At 63.9% G+C, this 18,355-nt stretch carries 15 protein-coding genes; 12 read left to right on the forward strand and 3 right to left on the reverse strand.

What is annotated here, in order from left to right:
- Positions 1 to 9 precede the first annotated feature (9 nt).
- Positions 10 to 789 carry an enoyl-CoA hydratase/isomerase family protein gene (locus V1479_RS20510; RefSeq protein ID WP_368804592.1) on the reverse strand — a complete coding sequence of 260 codons (780 nt, stop codon included), beginning with the start codon at positions 787 to 789 and terminating at the stop codon, positions 10 to 12.
- The gene (locus V1479_RS20515) at positions 786 to 1,967 is read right to left on the reverse strand and encodes an acyl-CoA dehydrogenase family protein (RefSeq protein ID WP_173194968.1); all 1,182 of its coding nucleotides are present in this window, start codon (positions 1,965 to 1,967) and stop codon (positions 786 to 788) included. The genes V1479_RS20510 and V1479_RS20515 overlap by 4 nt, the downstream gene beginning before the upstream one ends.
- A gap of 93 nt (positions 1,968 to 2,060) precedes the next feature.
- On the opposite strand from V1479_RS20515, the gene V1479_RS20520 reads away from it, so the two are divergent.
- From V1479_RS20520 to V1479_RS20560, 9 genes are all read left to right on the forward strand, one after another.
- The gene (locus V1479_RS20520) at positions 2,061 to 4,085 is read left to right on the forward strand and encodes an FAD-dependent oxidoreductase (protein WP_368804593.1); all 2,025 of its coding nucleotides are present in this window, start codon (positions 2,061 to 2,063) and stop codon (positions 4,083 to 4,085) included.
- Between the two features lie 32 nt (positions 4,086 to 4,117).
- Positions 4,118 to 5,647: a class I adenylate-forming enzyme family protein gene (locus tag V1479_RS20525; protein WP_368804594.1), complete on the forward strand. Its 1,530-nt coding sequence runs from the start codon at positions 4,118 to 4,120 to the stop codon at positions 5,645 to 5,647.
- Positions 5,648 to 6,028: 381 nt separating this feature from the next.
- A complete protein-coding gene (locus V1479_RS20530; protein WP_338532407.1) occupies positions 6,029 to 6,811 on the forward strand; it encodes an ABC transporter ATP-binding protein in 783 nt (260 codons plus the stop codon).
- Between the two features lie 46 nt (positions 6,812 to 6,857).
- Positions 6,858 to 8,813 (forward strand): AMP-dependent synthetase/ligase, encoded by a 1,956-nt coding sequence (locus V1479_RS20535; protein WP_368804595.1) that lies wholly within the window; start codon positions 6,858 to 6,860, stop codon positions 8,811 to 8,813.
- Between the two features lie 16 nt (positions 8,814 to 8,829).
- Positions 8,830 to 9,714, forward strand: a complete 885-nt coding sequence (locus V1479_RS20540) for a branched-chain amino acid ABC transporter permease (RefSeq protein ID WP_173194967.1) — start codon at positions 8,830 to 8,832, stop codon at positions 9,712 to 9,714.
- 3 nt (positions 9,715 to 9,717) lie between these two features.
- A complete protein-coding gene (locus V1479_RS20545) occupies positions 9,718 to 10,770 on the forward strand; it encodes a branched-chain amino acid ABC transporter permease (RefSeq protein ID WP_173194966.1) in 1,053 nt (350 codons plus the stop codon).
- A gap of 82 nt (positions 10,771 to 10,852) precedes the next feature.
- Positions 10,853 to 12,040, forward strand: a complete 1,188-nt coding sequence (locus V1479_RS20550; RefSeq protein WP_173195037.1) for an ABC transporter substrate-binding protein — start codon at positions 10,853 to 10,855, stop codon at positions 12,038 to 12,040.
- A 63-nt stretch (positions 12,041 to 12,103) separates the two neighbouring features.
- The gene (locus V1479_RS20555; protein WP_173194965.1) at positions 12,104 to 12,895 is read left to right on the forward strand and encodes an ABC transporter ATP-binding protein; all 792 of its coding nucleotides are present in this window, start codon (positions 12,104 to 12,106) and stop codon (positions 12,893 to 12,895) included.
- Between the two features lie 15 nt (positions 12,896 to 12,910).
- Positions 12,911 to 13,699: an SDR family NAD(P)-dependent oxidoreductase gene (locus V1479_RS20560; protein ID WP_368804596.1), complete on the forward strand. Its 789-nt coding sequence runs from the start codon at positions 12,911 to 12,913 to the stop codon at positions 13,697 to 13,699.
- A gap of 18 nt (positions 13,700 to 13,717) precedes the next feature.
- Here the strand turns inward: V1479_RS20560 and V1479_RS20565 are convergent, their stop codons facing one another.
- Positions 13,718 to 14,821, reverse strand: a complete 1,104-nt coding sequence (locus V1479_RS20565; RefSeq protein WP_368804597.1) for a CaiB/BaiF CoA transferase family protein — start codon at positions 14,819 to 14,821, stop codon at positions 13,718 to 13,720.
- Positions 14,822 to 14,955: 134 nt separating this feature from the next.
- Between V1479_RS20565 and V1479_RS20570 the strand changes: the two genes are divergently transcribed.
- From V1479_RS20570 to V1479_RS20580, 3 genes are read left to right on the forward strand one after another with little or no spacing between them, the layout of a single operon-like run.
- Positions 14,956 to 15,723, forward strand: a complete 768-nt coding sequence (locus tag V1479_RS20570; protein WP_368804598.1) for an enoyl-CoA hydratase/isomerase family protein — start codon at positions 14,956 to 14,958, stop codon at positions 15,721 to 15,723.
- Positions 15,724 to 15,740: 17 nt separating this feature from the next.
- Positions 15,741 to 16,979: a thiolase family protein gene (locus V1479_RS20575; RefSeq protein WP_173194963.1), complete on the forward strand. Its 1,239-nt coding sequence runs from the start codon at positions 15,741 to 15,743 to the stop codon at positions 16,977 to 16,979.
- 15 nt (positions 16,980 to 16,994) lie between these two features.
- A complete protein-coding gene (locus V1479_RS20580) occupies positions 16,995 to 18,161 on the forward strand; it encodes an acyl-CoA dehydrogenase family protein (protein WP_173194962.1) in 1,167 nt (388 codons plus the stop codon).
- Positions 18,162 to 18,355 lie beyond the last annotated feature (194 nt).

Below are 18,355 nucleotides of genomic sequence, written 5' to 3' on the forward strand. Positions count from 1 at the left end.
CACCTCTTGTCAGGCTTTGAAGGCCGGCATGCGCCGGCTTTCGAATGCGTCCAGCCCTTCGGCCACGTCCTCGCTTCGTAGCGCACGCACGGCAGCGTCGCGCTCCAGCCGCATCTGCTGGTCGAGGCCCATATCGGCGCCTTCACGTGCCAGGCGCTTCATCTCGGCAATGCCGGGGCGTGAGCGGGTGCCGATGGTCACGCAGTAGTTCAACGCCGCCTGGCGCAGCTCTTCGTCCGGCACGACGTAGTTCACCAGTCCGGCCTCCTTCGCCTCGTCCGCCTTCAGCCAGCGGGCCGAGAACATCAGATCGAGCGCCTGGCGCAGGCCCATCAGCCGGGTCAGCCGCTGGCTGCCGCCCCAGCCGGGGATCAGCCCGAACTGCGCATGCTGGTCGCCGAACTGAGCGCTTTCCGCGGCGAAACAGACATCGCAGGACAGCATCAGCTCAAGCCCGCCGGCCAGGCAAAGGCCCTGCACCGCGACGACCACGGGGAGACGGCTCTGTTCCAGCCTGCGAAGCCCTTCCATGCCAAAGGCGATGAAGTGGTCCAGCGTCTGCGAGTCCATTATCTTTGTTTTCACCTCGGTCAGGTCGGCGCCGGTGCAGAAGTGCTTTCCCTGTGCGCAGATCAGGATCGAGCGGATGTCGCGATCCGCCTCAAAACTTTCGCGGGCCCTGGAGATACACTCGTGGACCTCCAGCGACAGGCAGTTGAACTTGTCGGGGCGGGCGAGCTCGATAATGCCGACGCTGCCCTCGGCGCTGACATTGACGGGAACGCTCATTTCGCGCCTCCCTTGGCCTTCTTGTCGTATTGCAGCGCCATGCGGCCGACCTTCTCGCGCGCGATGACGAGCTTCTGGATTTGCGCGGTACCGTCGCCGATCTGCAGGCCCAGAACATCGTTGTAGCGCTGATGGTGAGGCAGGTCGGTGGTGTAGCCGTAGTGGCCATGCAGGATCAGGCACTGATGGATGATCTCGCACGCGGTTTTCGGCACGTACCACTTGCACATCGCCGCCTCCTTGGTGTGCGGCAGGCCACGGTCGCGCAGATCGAGCGTGTAGTAGCAAAGCTGTCGCATCATGGTAAGCTGCGTTTCGGCCTCGACCAGCGGGAAGCTGACCCCCTGATACTGCGCCAGCGGCGCACCGAAGGCTTCGCGTTCCTGCACATAGGTCCAGGTCTCGTCTACCGAGGCCCGCGCCGCGCCCAGACATTCCAGCCCGATCAGCGCTCGGGAATAGTCGAAGCCAGCCATGATCGTGCCGAAGGCACGGTCCTGCTCGGCCATCAGGCATTGGGAGGGGACGAAGACGTCGTCAAAGAAGACCGAACCGCGCCCCACGGGCTTGGTCCCGATGTCGTCGAAATGCGTGCGGTTGATGCCCTTTTCATTCAGGTCCACGAGGAACGCACTGACGCCCCGCGATCCGCCCTCGGGATCGCCGGTACGGGCAAAGACCACCGCCGCGTCGGCCTGCGCGGCAAAGCTCATCGACGTCTTCTCGCCGTTCAGCCGCCAGCCGTTGCCGGATTTGGCGGCCCTGAGTTGCAGGTTCGCCGCGTCCGATCCGCCGCGCGGCTCGGTCAATCCCAACCCTATCACCGCCTCACCCGCCGTGACGCGGGGCACCCATTCCTTGGCGATGTCGGGCAAGGCGTGTTTCGCGACCATGCCGCCCATCAGCGACCCCAGAAGCTGGATGTAGCTGACATTGAAATCGGCGCGCGCGATTTCCTCGACGATCAATCCGGCCGTGACGGAGCTCTCGCCCAACCCGCCGAACTCCTCGGGCAGATCGGCGCCGATCAGCCCAAGCGCCCCCATCTCCTTGATGAGCCCGCGATCCATCACGTGCTCGGTTGCCCGCTTCTGATAGCTCTCGGCCAGCTTTTCACGTGCGAAACGCTGTGCTGTCTCTCGAAAGGCCTGCTGGTCATCTGTCGGTTGAAACTGCACGTGATAGCCCTCCCGAGCCTGTGAATCTCACTTCCCAAAAAACCTAACAAACGTTAGAATGCTTGGCAAGATGCAATGGGAGGGAACGTGGATATGTCCGACAGGCGCTTCGAGAAATTGCTGTCCCCGATCCGGGCAGGCGTCCACGATCTGCGAAACCGGGTCATTATGGGCTCGATGCACACGCGGCTTGAAACCGAAACCAACGGTATCGAAAGACAGGTCGCGTTCTATCGTGAACGCGCGCACGGCGAAGCGGCAGTCATCGTGACTGGCGGTTTTGCGCCCAACGCCGAAGGCATGTTCGATCCGGAAGGTCCGCGGCTCGACGATCCGCAGCAGGCGCTGAGCCTCAAGCCGATTTGCGATGCAGTCCATCAGGAAGGCAGTCTGATTTGCGCGCAGATCTGCCACGCGGGGCGTTATGCCAAGTTTGAAGGTTGCGTGGCACCTTCGCCGATTCGGACGCCGATAAACCGCTATTCCCCGCGCGAGATGAGCGAGCAGGATATTCTGCACACCATTGAAGATTTCGCCCAGGCAGCGCTCAACGCGCAATCTGCCGGTTTCGATGGCGTCGAAATAATGGGCTCCGAAGGCTATCTCATTAATGAATTCACCGTGACCCACACCAACAAACGCGAGGACGAGTGGGGTGGCAGCGCCGACAACCGGCACCGCTTCGCGGTCGAAATCGTGCGCGCGGTGCGCGACCGCTGCGGACCGGATTTGCTGGTCATCTACCGTATTTCGGCGGCCGATCTTGTCGAGGGCGGCGCGCCCGCCGAAGAGATCGCCGCGCTCGCCCGCAAGATCGAGGCCGCCGGCGCCGACATTCTGAACACCGGAATCGGCTGGCACGAGGCGCGCGTGCCAACGATCGCCTATCCGGTGCCGCGTGGCGCCTGGCGGAAGGCGGCGGCCAACGTGAAGGCGGCGGTGTCGATCCCGGTGGTGGCCTCGAACCGAATCAATACCCCCGAGGTCGCCGAGGACATCCTGGCCTCGGGAGATGCCGACATGGTCTCGATGGCGCGGCCCTTCCTCGCCGACCCTCATTTCGTGAAGAAGGTGCGCGAGGGTCGGGCCCATGAGATCAACACCTGCATCGCCTGCAATCAGGCATGTCTGGATTTCATCTTCTCGGACCGTCCGGCAAGCTGCCTTGTCAATCCGCGCGCCGGCCGCGAGATGGAATTCCGTGACACGCCGAGCGAGACCCCGAAGAAGGTGGCGATCGTCGGCGGCGGGGCGGCGGGTATGGCCACGGCGGCCGAGGCCGCGCGGCTTGGGCACGCGGTCACTCTTTTCGAGGCAGAGAACCGGCTGGGCGGGCAGCTCAACCTGGCACGTGCGGCCCCGGGCAAGCACGAGTTCGACGAAACGCTGCGCTATTACACTGCTCAGATGGACAGGCACGGCGTCACCCTGCGGCTGGGCTGTCGCGCCACTGCCGACGATCTTGCCGGGTTCGACCATGTGGTGATCGCCTCAGGAGTGACCCCTCGCATTCCGGACATTCCGGGCATAGATCATCCCAAGGTCGCCACCTATGCCGAGATCCTCTGCGGCGCACGGGAGGCGGGACAGACCGTGGCCATCATGGGCGCCGGCGGGATCGGCCATGACGTGGCCGAATTCCTTGTCACCCATCCGGCTGAGGCCAACGAGAACGCGGCCTTTTTCGACACGTGGGGTGTGGACGGACAATTCAGGAACGCCGGCGCGCTGGCGGGCGATCCACTGGCCGTGGTGCCTGCAAAGCGCAAAGTGGTGATGCTGCAGCGCAAGACGAGCAAGGTGGGACAGGGGCTTGGCATTTCGACCGGCTGGATCCTGCGCAACGCGTTACGCAAACACGGAGTCGAGACCTTAGCGGGCGTGGTCTACCAGCGTATCGACGATGGGGGGCTCCACGTCCTTTCGAACGGCGAGACAAAAGTTATCGCCGCCGATACGATCGTTCTCTGTACGGGACAGGAACCCGTACGGACGCTGGTCGAGGCGCTTGCGGCCCGCGGCATTTCCGCCACGATGATCGGCGGTGCGGCCGAGGCGGCTGAACTCGATGCGCTGCGTGCGATCGATGAAGGAGTGCGCCTCGCCCAGTCTTTGTGAACAACCAGGAACGATTGCCAGGGAGGAGCATCATGCTGCCGGAGGTGGCCCGCGCCGGGCGGGCAGATGTCTATTCGATGTTTCGCACGAGAGCGCGCGAGCAACAAGATGCGCTTGCGCTCGAGAACGGAGAGATAAGACACAGCTACGGCACCCTTCTGGGCCGTGTGGACCGTCTCGCTGCGGTGCTTCTGGCGCGGGGGGTAAAGACCGGGGACCGGCTGGTGATCCTGTCGCACAATCGCGCCGAGTACCTTGAACTGCAACTGGCCGCCGCCGGGATCGGGGCGATCGTCGCCTGTTTGAACTGGAGGCTGGCCGCGCCGGAGCTCAAGCACTGTATCGACCTGGTTGAACCGGTTCTGGCCGTGGTCGAGCCAGAGTTGCGCGCGGCCTTGGACGCGGTCTCGCACCTGCCGGTTCTGGAAATCGGCCCCGACTGGGAGGCCGCACTGGCTGGTACAGAGCCCGATCCGCGCATCGACGCGCTGGTGAATGACGTGGAGGCGGGGCTGACCATCCTCTACACCTCCGGCACCACGGGGCTGCCCAAGGGCGCACTCGTCAGTCATCGCGCCCATATCGCACGTTCCATGGTTTTTGCGGCGCAGCTCGCGCTCCAGCCTGATGACGCCTTCATCGCCTGGGCGCCGATGTTCCATATGGCGTCGACCGACCATGCGCTCGCCACGATCTTGCGCGGTGGCCCCGTGGTGATGGTCGATGGGCTGCAGCCGGCGGTCATCAATGAGGCGCTGAGCCGCCATAAGGTCGGCTGGTTCATAATGATGCCCGGTGCGATCGAGGCCTTCATCGCAGAACGTCGCGCCAATCCTCTGCCGATCAGGGGCGTCAGGATCTGCGGCGCCATGGCCGATCTGGTGCCGCCGCATCAGATTGCAGAACTCACGTCGCTGATCGGCGCGCCCTATCTCAACTCCTTCGGCGCGACCGAAACGGGGCTGCCGCCGGCCACGGCCGAGCTGATCCCGGTGGGCGTCGCGCCGAAACGTCTGTCGAAGCGCGCCAGCGCCTTCTGCGAGGTGCGGCTGGTCGATCCGGAGGGGCGCGAGGTGGCGGACGGAACGCCCGGAGAAATGGCCGTGCGCGGCCCCACGCTGTTTTCCGGGTACTGGAATGCCGACGAGACCAACGCCCGCGACTTTCGCGGTGGCTTTTTTCATATGGGCGATGTCTTCCGCCGCAATGCGGACGGCACCATCGACTTCGTGGACCGCGCCAAGTATCTCATCAAGTCGGGTGGGGAAAACGTCTATCCAGCCGAGATCGAGCGGGTGCTGCTGGCGCATCCGCAGGTGATCGATGCCGCCGTCGTAAAGGCCGGGGACCTGCGCTGGGGCGAACGCCCGGTGGCCTTCGTGGCACGGCACGTCGACGGCCCCGATGCCGACGAGCTGATGCGGCTTTGCGGCGATCAACTGGCCGGCTATAAGCGGCCGCGCGAGATCCGCTTCATCGCTTCCGAAGACTTCCCGCGCTCGACCAGCGGCAAGATCCAGCGCCACGTCCTGGAGACCTGGATCGAGCGCGAGGCCAACTGAGGCCTGCCTCGACTGCGCCTATCCGCTGACACCCGTCCGTCCGAACAGCGCCATCAGCGTACCGGTCATCGTGGCAGCCAGCTTATCGGTCCTGCGCTTCAGCGCATATGCGTATCCTCCGGATGCCGTCTTTGCCCCAGCCGCTCACCTATCCAAGCGCAAAGAAGGCAAGTCCACAGGTCGGACGACAGTAAAGAGAGGGCAGTTGAATCGAATTCTAACGTCTGTTAGATTGTTCAATGGGGTTTGCTGAAGCCCTGCACAAACGACAGGGTCGACGGGAGGAAGATCGTTGATCGGTAGCGAACGGACCTGTGGCCGGTGTGATGACTCACGTTCCCTGCGCCCGCCGCCGGGAATGCGTGACGGCATCGCGTGCTCATGACCGCCGCGCGAAAAGAGCGACAGGCACCGCCGCTTGCCGTCCGCAGCGCCACCCTTCGGTTCGGCGGAGTGACGGCGCTGGATGACGTCTCTATCGAGGTGCGCGAGGACGAGCTTCTGGCGATCATCGGCCCCAATGGTGCAGGAAAGACATCGTTTCTGAACGTCACTGCCGGTTTTTACCGCCCCCAGCAGGGGTGCGTCGAACTCATCGGGCAGGATGTGACCGGCCTCCGCGTGGACCAGATCGCCCGCAGAGGCTTGGCACGCACCTTTCAGGGAACGCACCTCTTCGGGGGGTTGACCGTGGTCGAGAACATCCTGATTGGCCGCCACACCCTTATGCGTTCGAATGTAGTCCAGGCCTTCTTCCACTACGGGCCGGTGATGCGCGAGGAAACCGAACATCGCGAGGCTGTTGAGGAAATCGTGGACTTTCTTGAGATCGAGGCGATCCGAAACCGGCAGGTGGGCACGCTGGGCTACGGGTTGCGCAAGCGCGTCGATCTGGGCCGCGCCTTGGCGCAAGAGCCCTCCATCCTGCTTTTGGACGAGCCGATGGCCGGAATGAACTCCGAGGAGAAAGAAGATCTCGCGCGCTTCATCCTCGACGTGCGCGAGGCACGGAAGATCCCGGTGGTGCTTGTGGAACACGACATGGGCGTCGTGATGGACCTGGCCGACCGGATCGTAGTGCTGGACTTCGGCCGGGTGATCGCTGAAGGGACGCCGGCTGAAATCCAGAGGGATCCGGCCGTGATCAAAGCCTATCTGGGGTAGAACAGTGGAGCGCACAAGAGCAGCGAAGGTCTTCAGCGATCCTGCGGTGACGCAAAGCCAAACGCTGCCGCAGGTGTTGCTGGCGCGAGCCAAGGCCACGCCGGCTGCCTTGGCCCAGCGGCACAAGCGCCTCGGCATCTGGCGCGAGTTCACCTGGGCCGACGTGCTCCAGCGGGTCCGCGCTTTGGCGCTTGGCCTTGACGATCTGGGATTCGGCTCGGGCGACTCAATGATGGTAATCGGCGAGAACGAACCCGAACATTTCTGGGCCGAGTACGCCGCCCAATCGTTGGGCGGGAAGGTGATCTCGGTCTACCCCGATCAATCCTCCGCCGAGATTCACTATCTGGCGCGGGATTCGGAGACGCGGATTTTCCTCGTGCAGGACCAGGAGCAGGTGGACAAGTGCCTCGAGATCGCCGGGGACCTCGAAGGCATCATCGCCATTGTCTACTGGGACGATGCCGGGCTGTGGACCTACGCACACCCGCTCTTGCGCTCGTATCAGGCGGTGAGCGATGCCGGAGCCCGCCGTCACGACCAGGATCCGAAGTTATTCGAGGCTCGTGTCGCGCGCGGTAGACCCGGCGACATCGCGGTTCTGTCCTATACCTCGGGCACGACCAGCAAGCCGAAAGGCGTTATGATCTCGCAGCGCTATCTTTTCGACAACTCCGCCCGGGTGATGGGCGCGGTCGAAATCGCGCCGGGCACCGAGTACCTCACCTATATTTCCCCGGCTTGGGTTACCGAGCAGATCTTCGGGCTGTCGATCGGGCTGCTTGCACCGATGGTGGTGAACTTCCCCGAGGGGCCGGAAGAGATACTCGACAACATCCGTGAGCTGGCCGTCAATGCGCTGGTCTTCAGCCCGCGTCAGTGGGAGAACCTTGCCTCGATTGTGCAGGCGCGGATGCTTAGCGCGGGGCCAATTCGGCGGGCGTTCTACAACTGGGCCATGAGGGTGGGCCGCGACGTCTATGTCGAGCGGCTTGAAGGGCGTCGGCCTTCGCTTGCAGCGCGCCTGCAGCTGCCGCTGGCCGAGGTTCTGGTGCTTTGGCACCTGCGCGACAACCTAGGCCTGAGAAAGGCCAGGAACGCCATGTCTGGGGGGGCGCTCATGGCGCCTGACGTCTTCCGCATGTTCCACGCCATGGGCGTGAAGCTGCGCAACGTATACGGGGCAACAGAAGTCGGACTTCTCACAGCGCATATGGGCGAAAGCTATAAGCTGGAGACCAGCGGGCGCTGGATGCAGGTCAATCCTGTCTATGGCGATCCGCTCGAATTTCGCATCGCCGAGGACGGCGAGCTCCATGTGCGGGGCGGCTCGGGGTTCGGCGGCTATTTCCGCAAGCCTGACAAGACCGCTGAGGCCCAGACCAGGGACGGCTGGTACGCGACCGGCGACGCCGTCTCAATGACCGATGATGGAGAGCTCGTGTTCTTCGACCGCGTAAAGGACATGCGGCATCTCTGCAACGGTCACAGCTATCCGCCGCAGTTCATCGAAACCCGTCTGCGCTACAGCCCCTTCATCAAGGACCTGATGATCCTTGGAGACCAGACGCGCCCCTTCGTGGCGGCGTTGATCAATATCGATATGGAGGTACTGAGCCGCTGGGTCGAGGAGAACCAGCTTAGCTTCTCGACCTATACCGACCTGTCGCAGAAACCCGAGATCCTCGAACTGATCAGAGCGGAGGTGGAGCGCATCAACATGCTTCTGCCGGAAGGCTCGCGGGTCCGGCGTTTCGCGAACTTCCCCAAGGAGCTCGATCCCGACGAGGGCGAGCTGACCCGCAGCCGCAAGCTGCGCCGAGCCTTTCTGGAAGAGCGCTACGCCGATCTAGTGGAGGCGATCTACGGCGGGGACCACAGTGTCGATCTCGAAATCGCTGTCACCTATCAAGACGGCCGCCGGGGCGTTCTAAGAGTCCACGTCGCCGTTACCGATGTAGAGGGCGCTCCGCGCACCGCCCGGAAGCAACACGCCGCGTGAAGGAGTTCACGAAACGATGATCTACGTTATCAACGACATCATCACTGGCGCCCTGATCGGGCTGCTCTATGCTCTGGTCGCGATGGGGTTCGTGGTGATCTATCGCGCCAGCAAAGTGTTCAACTTCGCCCAGGGCGAACTGGTGATCCTGGGCGGCTTCATCGTGTGGTACACGACCTTCGAGCTGGGTCTCGACCTCTGGCTGGCGATCCCGCTCTCGCTGCTGCTTTCGGCGCTGGCAGGCTACCTGATCGAGCGGATCTTCCTGACCAAACTGATCGGAGAAAGTGTATTCTCCATGGTCATGGTCACCGTGGGGCTGTTGATATTGCTGCGCGGGATTGTGCTGCTGCTTTTCGGACCCGCGGTGCGGCCCTTCCCGGTGATCTTCCCTCTGAAGCCGCTGTTCCTGGGAGAGATGCTGATTCCGATGAACCTCCTGATCGGCGGTCTCATCACCGTGGTCGCGGCGGTCGGGCTCTCCTGGTTCTTCAATCGGACCCGCGCCGGGCTGCGCATGACGGCGGTGGCCGAGGATCATGTGGTGGCTTCGTCTATGGGGATCTCGGTCAAGGGCTCGATCGCCTTCGCCTGGGTCCTGGGCGCGGTTCTCTCCACGGTGGGTGCGATGATCTTCCTGAGCGGCAAGTCGCTCACTTTCCTTGCCTCCGAGATCGGCTTCGCCGCGCTTCCTGTTGCGCTGTTTGCCGGGCTCGAATCCATCGGCGGACTAATCCTTGCCGGCGTAATCGTGGGCGTGGCACAAAGCTTGGCCACCAACTATCTCGATCCGCTGGTGGGCGGTGCGCTCGGTACTGTCGTGCCCTACCTCATCATGCTGGGCATCCTGCTGATCCGGCCAACCGGACTGTTCGGCTGGCGCACCATCGAGAGGGTCTGAGCGATGGATCCTTCCGGCATCTTCGCCACCAGCTACCGCGCCGACCGGCGGCTGGTCCGCACCCGCTGGCAAGCGCTTTCGCTCATCCTATTCATCGCGGTGCTGCTGGCGGCGCCCTATCTGGTAGGGCCGCGGATCGTCGCCATCCTCAACATCATGTACATCAGCGCCGTGGTCGCCGTGGGGCTTCAGATCTGCACCGGCTATGCCGGTCAGATCAACCTCGGTCAGGCGGCATTCATGGGAGTTGGCGCCTATACGGCTGCGATCCTGGCCGAGAAGACCGGGCTAACCTTCCTTCTGACAATCCCCATCGCCGGTTTCGCAGCGGCTGTCTTCGGCTTCCTCTTCGGGCTGACGGCGGCGCGGATCAAGGGCTTCTACTTGGCGCTCACCACCATCGCTGCACAATTCATCTTCCACTTCGCGGTACTCAATCTGCCCTCGTCCTGGCTTGGGGGATCGAACGGGGTGACCGTGCCGCCGGCCACGCTTTTCGGATTGCGGATCGTGAGCGAAGGCGCGCAGTACTACCTTATGCTGTTCGTTGCCGCGATCATGGTGGCCGGCGCCTTCGGAATCGTCCGCTCGCGCTTCGGGCGTGCCTTCGTGGCGGTCCGCGACGACGACGTGGCCGCCGGCATCATGGGCATCAATGTCGCCGCCACCAAGGCCAACGCCTTCCTGATCGGCGCATTCTACGCCGGGGTGGGCGGCGGGCTCTGGGCCTACCTGATCCGCTTCGTCGGCGTGGATCAGTTCACCCTGTTCAACTCGGTGTTCTTCATAGCGATGATTATTGTTGGCGGCATGGGCTCTGTCGTCGGTGCGCTCATCGGGGTCTTCGTGATCCGCGTGATTCAGGAGATCATCGCAACCGTTGGGCCGAACATTGCCGACAGCGTCACCTTCCTCGGCGGCGACATCGTCTTCGCGGGAATGAACGTGATCCTGGGCGGGGTCATTGCCCTCTTCATGATCCTCGAGCCCAAGGGACTGATGCATCGCTGGACCATCCTGAAGTCGTCTTACCGCATCTGGCCGTTCCCCTATTGACCAGGGCCGGCCCTCAACTGGGAGAAAGAAAATGACAACGTCGTTGAAATCGAGGTGCCGCACTCTTCTTGCGGCGGGCGCAATGGCACTGGCCTGGGCACTGCCGCTGAAGGCGCAGGAGGAAACCCGCTACAACGTGGCGCTCCTGTCGGACTTCTCGGGGCCTTATGCCGACATCATGCCGATCCTCGCGGCGGGGCGCGAGAAGGTGATCGACTGGTGGAACGCCACCCGCGGCGCACAACTGGGTGTGACGCTGAACTACAAGAACTACGAGACCCGCTATGACGCCGCCCAGGTGGCAAGTCTGTGGCCCGGCATCAAGTCCGAACTCGAGCCCATCGCGGTAATCGGCCTCGGCGGCCCCGACGTCGCAGCACTGTCCGAGCGCCTGCCCGAGGACAAGATCCCGATGTTCATGGCCACCGCCGCGTACGGCTATGCGTGGAAACCGGACTCCTGGATTTTCAATCCCCGTCCCACCTACTCACACGAGAGCGCGGGCTTCCTGTACTGGCTGCGCCAGAAGCGGGGCGGTGATGGCCCCATCAAGGCAGCGATTATGGCCTCGGAGGCCTCGCCGGCCTATGTGGACATGGTCAAGGGCCTGGAGAAATACGCCGAAGAGCACCCCGACGAGATCGAACTGGTTGAGGTGATCTATACGGAAGTGCAGCCGACCGATCTGACGGCGCAGATGCGCCGCGTAGCACGCTCGGGCGCCGACGCCTTGATCATCCAGACCAACACTTCGATCGTAGTTGCCGCAAAGCGCGGCCTGCAGGCCAATGGCGCCGATGTGCCGATCATGATGAGTTCGCACAATGGCCTTCCCGCCTCGGGCAAGGCCCTGGGCGGCCTCGAACAGCTTGAAGGCGACTACGAAGCCTACGGCATGGCCATCGCGGCCGACGAGGATACGCCGCCCCGCCAGTTCTACCAGACCCTGTCCGACAGTTACGGCCTGAAGGCACCTTGGAACGTAGTGACTGCCATGGGCATCTCCCAAGGGCTTTTTGCCGTTACGGTGATCGAACATGCGATAGAAGCCAACGGTCCCGAGGGCCTGACCGGCGAGAAGGTGCGCGAGGCGCTTTTCGCAGAACCGATCACTACAGAAGAAACCCACGGTTTCCTTCCCACGCTGTCCTTCACGCCTGAGGCGCCCTTCCCCCTGAAGGGACTTCAGGTCAACGTCGGCAGCGTGCGCGACGGCAAAATCGTGGTCGAGGCCACCGGGGCCGCCATCCCCAACGTCGAGAAGTGGTGAGACCTGCCGGGCACCGCCCGCTCGTGGTGCCCGGCCCTATCCTAAGAACGGGGCAAGCGGCCGATGCTGGAACTTCACAATGTAGAGGTTACCTATTCCGATGTCATCCTTGCGCTGAAGGGCGTTTCTCTCAGCCTTCGGGAAGGGCAGTGCGTCGCGCTCCTTGGCGGCAACGGCGCCGGCAAGAGCACGATCCTCAAGGCAATCTCGGGCACGCTGAAATCCGAAGACGGAAAGGTGTCGGCCGGAGCGATCACCCTCGAGGGCACTCCGATCCATAACCTGGAAGCTTCGGAGGTTGTGCGGCGCGGCCTCATCCACGTGATGGAAGGCCGCCGCGTGCTGCGCCACATGACAGCGGAGCAGAACCTGATTGTCGGGGGACACATGGTGCCTGACCGGGCCGAGCTGAAGCGACGGCTCGATCACGTCTACACGCTGATGCCGCGCCTCGCTAACCTGAAGTCCCGCACGGCGGGCTTCATGTCGGGCGGCGAACAGCAGCTCCTTCTGATCGGCCGCGCGATGATGGCCCGGCCTAAGATCATCGCCATCGATGAGCCTTCGCTCGGCCTCGCTCCGCTGATGATCCACGACGTCTACGAGGTGCTGAGCCGGCTGAAGGAGGAGGGCACGACCTTCTTTTTGGTTGAGCAGAACAGCGCCGCGGGGCTGGGACTGGCCGATTACGCCTATGTGCTGGAGAACGGCCGGGTGGTTCTCGACGGGCGCGCCGACAAGCTGGCCCAGAACGAGGACGTGAAGGAATTCTACCTCGGCGTGACCGCCTCAGGCGAACGCAAGAGTTATCGCCAGGTCAAGCACTACCGCCGGCGCAAGCGCTGGCTCGGATGACGAACAGGGGGAGGCATGAAACACATTCTCGACCTCAAGGGACGGACAGCGCTGGTGACCGGCGGTGGACAAGGCGTGGGGCGCCAGGTCGCCCTCTATCTGGCGCAGTACGGCGCCGGCGCCGTTGTGATCAACGATTTCCACGCCGACCGCGCCGAAGCGGTGGCATCCGAGGTAGCGGCGCTCGGTGCGAAGGCGCTGCCCCTGGCCTTCGACGTCTCCGATTTCGAGGCCGTCGGCGGCGCGTTCGCCAGGGCGCGTGAGGCGCTGGGCGGGGTCGACATCCTGGTGAACAACGCCGGCAATGCAGGCCCGACCTCGCGCCTCGACGATTTGGTTTCTTTCTGGGAATCCGGTCCCGACGAGTGGCGACGCTGGTTGGCCACCAACTTAGACGGCGTGCTCAACTGCACCCGCCACGCCATGCCCGGCATGATCAAGGGCGGTTACGGTCGGATTGTCACCGTGATCTCGGACGCCGGCCGCGTCGGCGAGCCGCACCTGGCTGTCTATTCCGGTGCCAAGGCCGGCGCTGCAGGCTTCATGCGCGCAATCGCCAAAGCCGGCGGCCGCTTCGGGATCACCGCCAACTGCGTTGCCCTCGGCGGCACACGGACCCCCGCGGTGACCGATCTGATCCCCGACGAGGCCGCTGAGAAAAAGGTCCTTTCGCAATACCTGATCCGTCGCCTCGGTGAACCGGAGGATCCGGCGGGCCTGATCCTCTTCCTCTGCTCGGACGCGGCGAGCTGGATCACCGGCCAGACCTATCCGGTCAACGGGGGATACTCGTTTGCGGTCTGACCTAGGGAAGGCGGGCCACTATCCGCGGCCCCGCCCCAGAACGCCGTCGGTATCGGCCCCAAGCTCCGGAGCCGGGCTACTCGGGCTGCTCTCGAACCCGTCGAACTTCAGAGGCTGAACCAGATGTGTCTCGCTCCCCCCGTCCGGCAGCGCCAGGGTCCGCAGCAGTCCGCGGGCGCGAACATGCGGATCGGCGAGGGTCTCGGTCAGGCTGTTGACCGGGCCCCAGGGCACGCCGGCCTTGTCGAACAGGAGGCCCCACGCGTCGCGCGCCCGGGTGACGATCACTGCGGCGATATCCTCGCGCAGCGCGTCTTTTCGTGCTGCGCGGTCGCGGCCCTTCAGGCCGGCGAGCTTCGGCCTGCCGATCACCTCGCAGAAGGGGCGCCAGAACCAATCCTCATGCGCGATCGAAAGCGTTATGAGCTTGCCGTCGCCGCAGGTGAAGACGCCATAGGCCGGCTCGGCGATGAAGTTGCCCAGGGGAGTGCCGTTGGCCTCGGGTACCAGGAAGGCGGTGAGCATCGAAACCACGGCATCCGACATCGAAACGTCCACGTAGCGCCCCCGCCCCGTCCGCCGGGCCGAGATCGTGGCCGAGAGGACCGCGATGGCCGCGAACAGTGCCGCGCCTATATCGGCCAGGGGAACTCGCGGCACTTCGCTTGGCAGGCCCGCGTTGGCCTGCCCGGCCAGAAGCCCGCCCACGCCCTCGTAGCTCAGATCGTGGCCGGCCCGGTCGCGATAGGGCCCGTCCTGCCCGTATCCCGAGATCGACACGTAGACGAGGCGCGGATTGACCTTGCGCACCTCCTCGAACCCTGCCCCGAGAGCGGCGAGCTTGCCGGGGCGAAACCCCTCAACGATAACGTCCATCTCCGCGGCCAATTCGCGGAACCGCGCCAGCTCTTGGGGTACCTTAAGGTCCAGGGCCACGCTCTTCTTGCCCCGGTTCAGCGCCTTGAACAGCGGCGCGAACTGCCGCGCCGGGTCGCCCATGCCCGGCCGCTCCACCATGATCACCTCGGCGCCCATGTCCGACAGCAGCATCGTGGCATAGGGCCCCGGAAACTGCTCGGCCAGACTCAGGATCCTCAGCCCTTCGAGCGGTGCGTTGCTCATCGCCGCCTCCCATCCTTGTTCCGCCCGCGTGCGGGCCCCTCATTCCACCGCGCGCGGCGCCGGAGATCAACCCCAAAAATCACCATTTTTTGCAATGTCTTCAGGAGGTTATGTTGACTGAAGATCGAAAGACCGTGTCGGTCAAACGCGTTGGGCAAACCCAGTGGATCACCTTTCGGCGCAGCGAGCAGATGAACGCGATGTCGATGCAGATGCTCGACGAGATGGCCGGGGCGCTTGTCCAGGCGATGACCGACGACGAGGTGCGCGCGGTGGCGCTCACCGGTTCGGGCCGCGCCTTCTGCGCCGGAGCCGATCTCAAGGAGGTGAGCGAGGCCGAGTTGAAGCCGGGCGAGCCGGATCTGCTCGATCGCGTGGATCACGCTTTCGGACTCATCCGCAGCGGCCCCAAGCCGGTGATCGCCGCGGTTAACGGCCTGACCCTGGCGGGCGGCCTGGAAATGGTGATGGCCTGCGATCTGGTGTTCGCAGCCGAAAGCGCGAAACTCGGCGACGCCCATTCCAACTTCGGCGTCTTCCCCGGAGCCGGCGGCGCCGCCATTCTGCCGCGCCGGATCGGGCTCAACCGCGCCAAGTACCTCTTGTTCTCGGGCGAACACGTCTCGGCCCGCGAGATGATGGACTGGGGGCTTGTGAACAAGGTCGTGCCCGATGACGAGCTACGCGACACGGTGCAGGCCTTCACTGACAAACTTGCCGAGAAGAGCCCCGCCGTGCTGCGGCGGATGAAGGCCGTGGCGAACCGGGCGATGAACGTGGACGAGCCCGCCGCCCTGGCCGAGGAAATGCTGAACCTGCGTGCGCACATGCGCTCGTGGGACATCCGGGAAGGGCTCGCGGCCTTTGCCGAGAAACGCAAACCGCAATTCAGGGGCTACTGAGCCCGGAGGGAAGTACGATGCAGGATATTTACGTGGTTGGCGTCGGGATGACGCCGTTCGGAAAGTTCCGCGACAAGTCGGTCAAGGACATGACGTGCGAAGCCGTCAATGCGGCGCTCGAAGATGCCGGGCTCGCGGCCAACCGGATCGAGGGCGCCTTCTTCTCCAACGCCGTCCAAGGCCACATGGAACGCCAGCACATGATCCGCGGCGAGATCGCGCTACGCGAGATGGGTATCCAGGGTATCCCGGTCGTCAACGTCGAGAATGCCTGTGCCAGCGCCTCGACCGCGTTCAAGCTGGCGATCGACTTCCTCAAGGCGGCCAATGGCGATTGCTGCCTCGCGGTCGGCGCCGAGAAGATGTATTCCGACGACCGGGCGCTGATGTTCTCGGCCTTCGACAGCGGCTGGGATGTTAGCAACGGCGAAGAGGTCGCGCAGCGCCTGGCCGATCTGGGCGCTGGGGTCGAGGAACCCGAAGGCTCGAAATCGCCCAAGCCTTACAGCGTGTTCATGGATGTCTATGCCGGCTTCGCGCGGCTGCACATGAAGACCTTCGGCACAACGCAGGAACAATTCGCCGCCGTCGCCGCAAAGAACCATGCGCATTCCGCGCATAACCCGCTGGCCCAGTACCGTGATTCAATGAGCATTGAACAGGTTCTGGCCGCGCCGCCCATTTCCTACCCGCTGACCCTGCCGATGTGCGCCCCGATCTCCGATGGCGCGGCGGCAGCCCTGCTGTGCACCGGCGAGGGACTCAAGCGGCTGGGTCTCGATCCAGCGCGTGCGATCAAGGTCAAGGCGGCGATCCTGCGGTCCGGCACCGACCGTCCGCCCGAGGACTTCAAGAACCACCTGACCCGCCTTGCCGCGCTTCAGGCCTATGAACAGGCCGGACTTGGCCCGGAGGACATGTCCGTTGCCGAGGTGCATGACGCAACCGCCGTGGGCGAAGTTATCCAGATCGAGAACCTCGGGTTTGTCGAATTCGGAGAGGGTGGCCCGGCCAGCCTGCGCGGCGAGACGAAGATCGGCGGGCGCATCCCGGTGAACCCCTCGGGCGGGCTCGAATCCAAGGGCCACCCGGTCGGGGCCACCGGGATCGGGCAGATTTTCGAACTGGTCACGCAGCTGCGCGGGGAGGCCGGCGCGCGTCAGGTCGAGGGCGCGCAGAACGCAATCGCCGAAAACGGTGGCGGATTGCACGGAGTCGAGGAAGCCACCGCCTGCGTCACCATTTTGGGCCGCTAACACAGGTAGACAACAATGGAAAACGTGATCGCCGCCGCTCAGGCAATCTATACCGACGACCAGCGCATGTTGCTGGAGAACTTCCGCAAGATGGCCGAGGCCGAATTCGCCCCGCTGACGGAGAAATACGAAGCTCTGGGCCATCCGCCGGACGCGGACACGCTGAAAGGCTTGTTCGCCAAGGTCGAGGAGTTCGGACTGATCAGCGGCTTGATCCCCGAGGAAGATGGCGGCGCAGGCATGGACCGGATGAGCTACGGTATTCTGTATGAGGAACTGGCGCGCATCTGGCCCGACCTGGCGATCGCCGTTCTGATCCAGGGCCATGCCGCCTTCGCCCTCAGCCTTCTGGGCAGCCCCGAGCAGAAGGAGATTTATCTAAAGCCGCTTCTGCGCAGCGAGCGCATCGCCTGCACCTGCATCTCCGAGCCAGAGGTGGGCTCAAACGTACGCGAGGTGAAGTGTCGGGGCACGCGCGAGGGCGAAAAAATCTTCATCAGTGGTCAAAAGTTGTGGATCTCGAACGGTGCACAGTCGGATTTCGCCATCGTGGTCTGCAATCTGGACGGCGGTATATCGATGGTGATCGTTGACCGCGACGCCGGCAAGTACGAAAGCCGCGAACTGCGCAAGCTGGGCCTGGTGGGCGCCTCGACTTGCGAACTCTTCTTCGACCGCGCCGAAACCACTTCGGACCACGTGCTGGGCCAGCCGGGCAGTGGGCTCTTCCAAACACTGAAGTTGTTCGAGAGCGCGCGAGTCTTCGTAGGCCTCACCAGCATCGGGATCGGCCAGGCGGCTCTGGAATGCGCGGTGACCTATGCGAAGGACCGCCACCAGCACGGCAAGCCGATCGCCGGGCATCAGTTGATCCAGGGCTACCTGGCCGACATGGCCACCCAGCTCGACGCTGCTCGGCTTCTCTGCCAGCGCGGGTTGAAGCTTCTTGATCTTGGCGTCCGCTGCGACACTCAGACCTCGATGGCAAAGTGGTACGCCACAGAGATGTCTGTTGAGATCACCGGGAAGGCGGTGCAAATCCACGGCGGTAATGGGATCACCAAGGAATTCCCGGTAGAACGGCACTTCCGCAATGCCAAGGTGATGCCGATCCCCGATGGCACCACGGAAATCCAGAAGCTGGTGATCGGACGCAACCTCACCGGCGTCGGTGCGTTCTGATCCGGTGCCTGACAGGGGGCTGCAGCTGCCCCTCAAGCGTCATCCCAGCGGCGGTCATGAGACCGGCAAATCTCTGGGGTCAGGCGGGCGCTCGGATTGATTATCGGAGCCGACGGTCGGTTTACGCTGCCGAAAAAATGCGGTGCCGTAGCGGATTGCGAAGTCCGCATCGATGTTCGCCTCTCGGCGAGACT

This window comes from Neoaquamicrobium sediminum, from assembly GCF_040970315.1.
GTDB classification, from domain to species: Bacteria; Pseudomonadota; Alphaproteobacteria; order Rhizobiales; family Rhizobiaceae; genus Aerobium; species Aerobium sediminum.

What these genes read in the sequence shown, in the direction of transcription:
- V1479_RS20565 (WP_368804597.1), bottom strand. Translation starts at nt 14,821, where the DNA reads ATGAGCAACGCACCGCTCGAAGGGCTGAGGATCCTGAGTCTGGCCGAG.
- V1479_RS20580 (WP_173194962.1), top strand. Translation starts at nt 16,995, where the DNA reads ATGGAAAACGTGATCGCCGCCGCTCAGGCAATCTATACCGACGACCAG.
- V1479_RS20510 (WP_368804592.1), bottom strand. Translation starts at nt 789, where the DNA reads ATGAGCGTTCCCGTCAATGTCAGCGCCGAGGGCAGCGTCGGCATTATC.
- V1479_RS20540 (WP_173194967.1), top strand. Translation starts at nt 8,830, where the DNA reads ATGATCTACGTTATCAACGACATCATCACTGGCGCCCTGATCGGGCTG.
- V1479_RS20550 (WP_173195037.1), top strand. Translation starts at nt 10,853, where the DNA reads ATGGCACTGGCCTGGGCACTGCCGCTGAAGGCGCAGGAGGAAACCCGC.
- V1479_RS20545 (WP_173194966.1), top strand. Translation starts at nt 9,718, where the DNA reads ATGGATCCTTCCGGCATCTTCGCCACCAGCTACCGCGCCGACCGGCGG.
- V1479_RS20520 (WP_368804593.1), top strand. Translation starts at nt 2,061, where the DNA reads ATGTCCGACAGGCGCTTCGAGAAATTGCTGTCCCCGATCCGGGCAGGC.
- V1479_RS20575 (WP_173194963.1), top strand. Translation starts at nt 15,741, where the DNA reads ATGCAGGATATTTACGTGGTTGGCGTCGGGATGACGCCGTTCGGAAAG.
- V1479_RS20560 (WP_368804596.1), top strand. Translation starts at nt 12,911, where the DNA reads ATGAAACACATTCTCGACCTCAAGGGACGGACAGCGCTGGTGACCGGC.
- V1479_RS20530 (WP_338532407.1), top strand. Translation starts at nt 6,029, where the DNA reads ATGACCGCCGCGCGAAAAGAGCGACAGGCACCGCCGCTTGCCGTCCGC.
- V1479_RS20555 (WP_173194965.1), top strand. Translation starts at nt 12,104, where the DNA reads ATGCTGGAACTTCACAATGTAGAGGTTACCTATTCCGATGTCATCCTT.
- V1479_RS20525 (WP_368804594.1), top strand. Translation starts at nt 4,118, where the DNA reads ATGCTGCCGGAGGTGGCCCGCGCCGGGCGGGCAGATGTCTATTCGATG.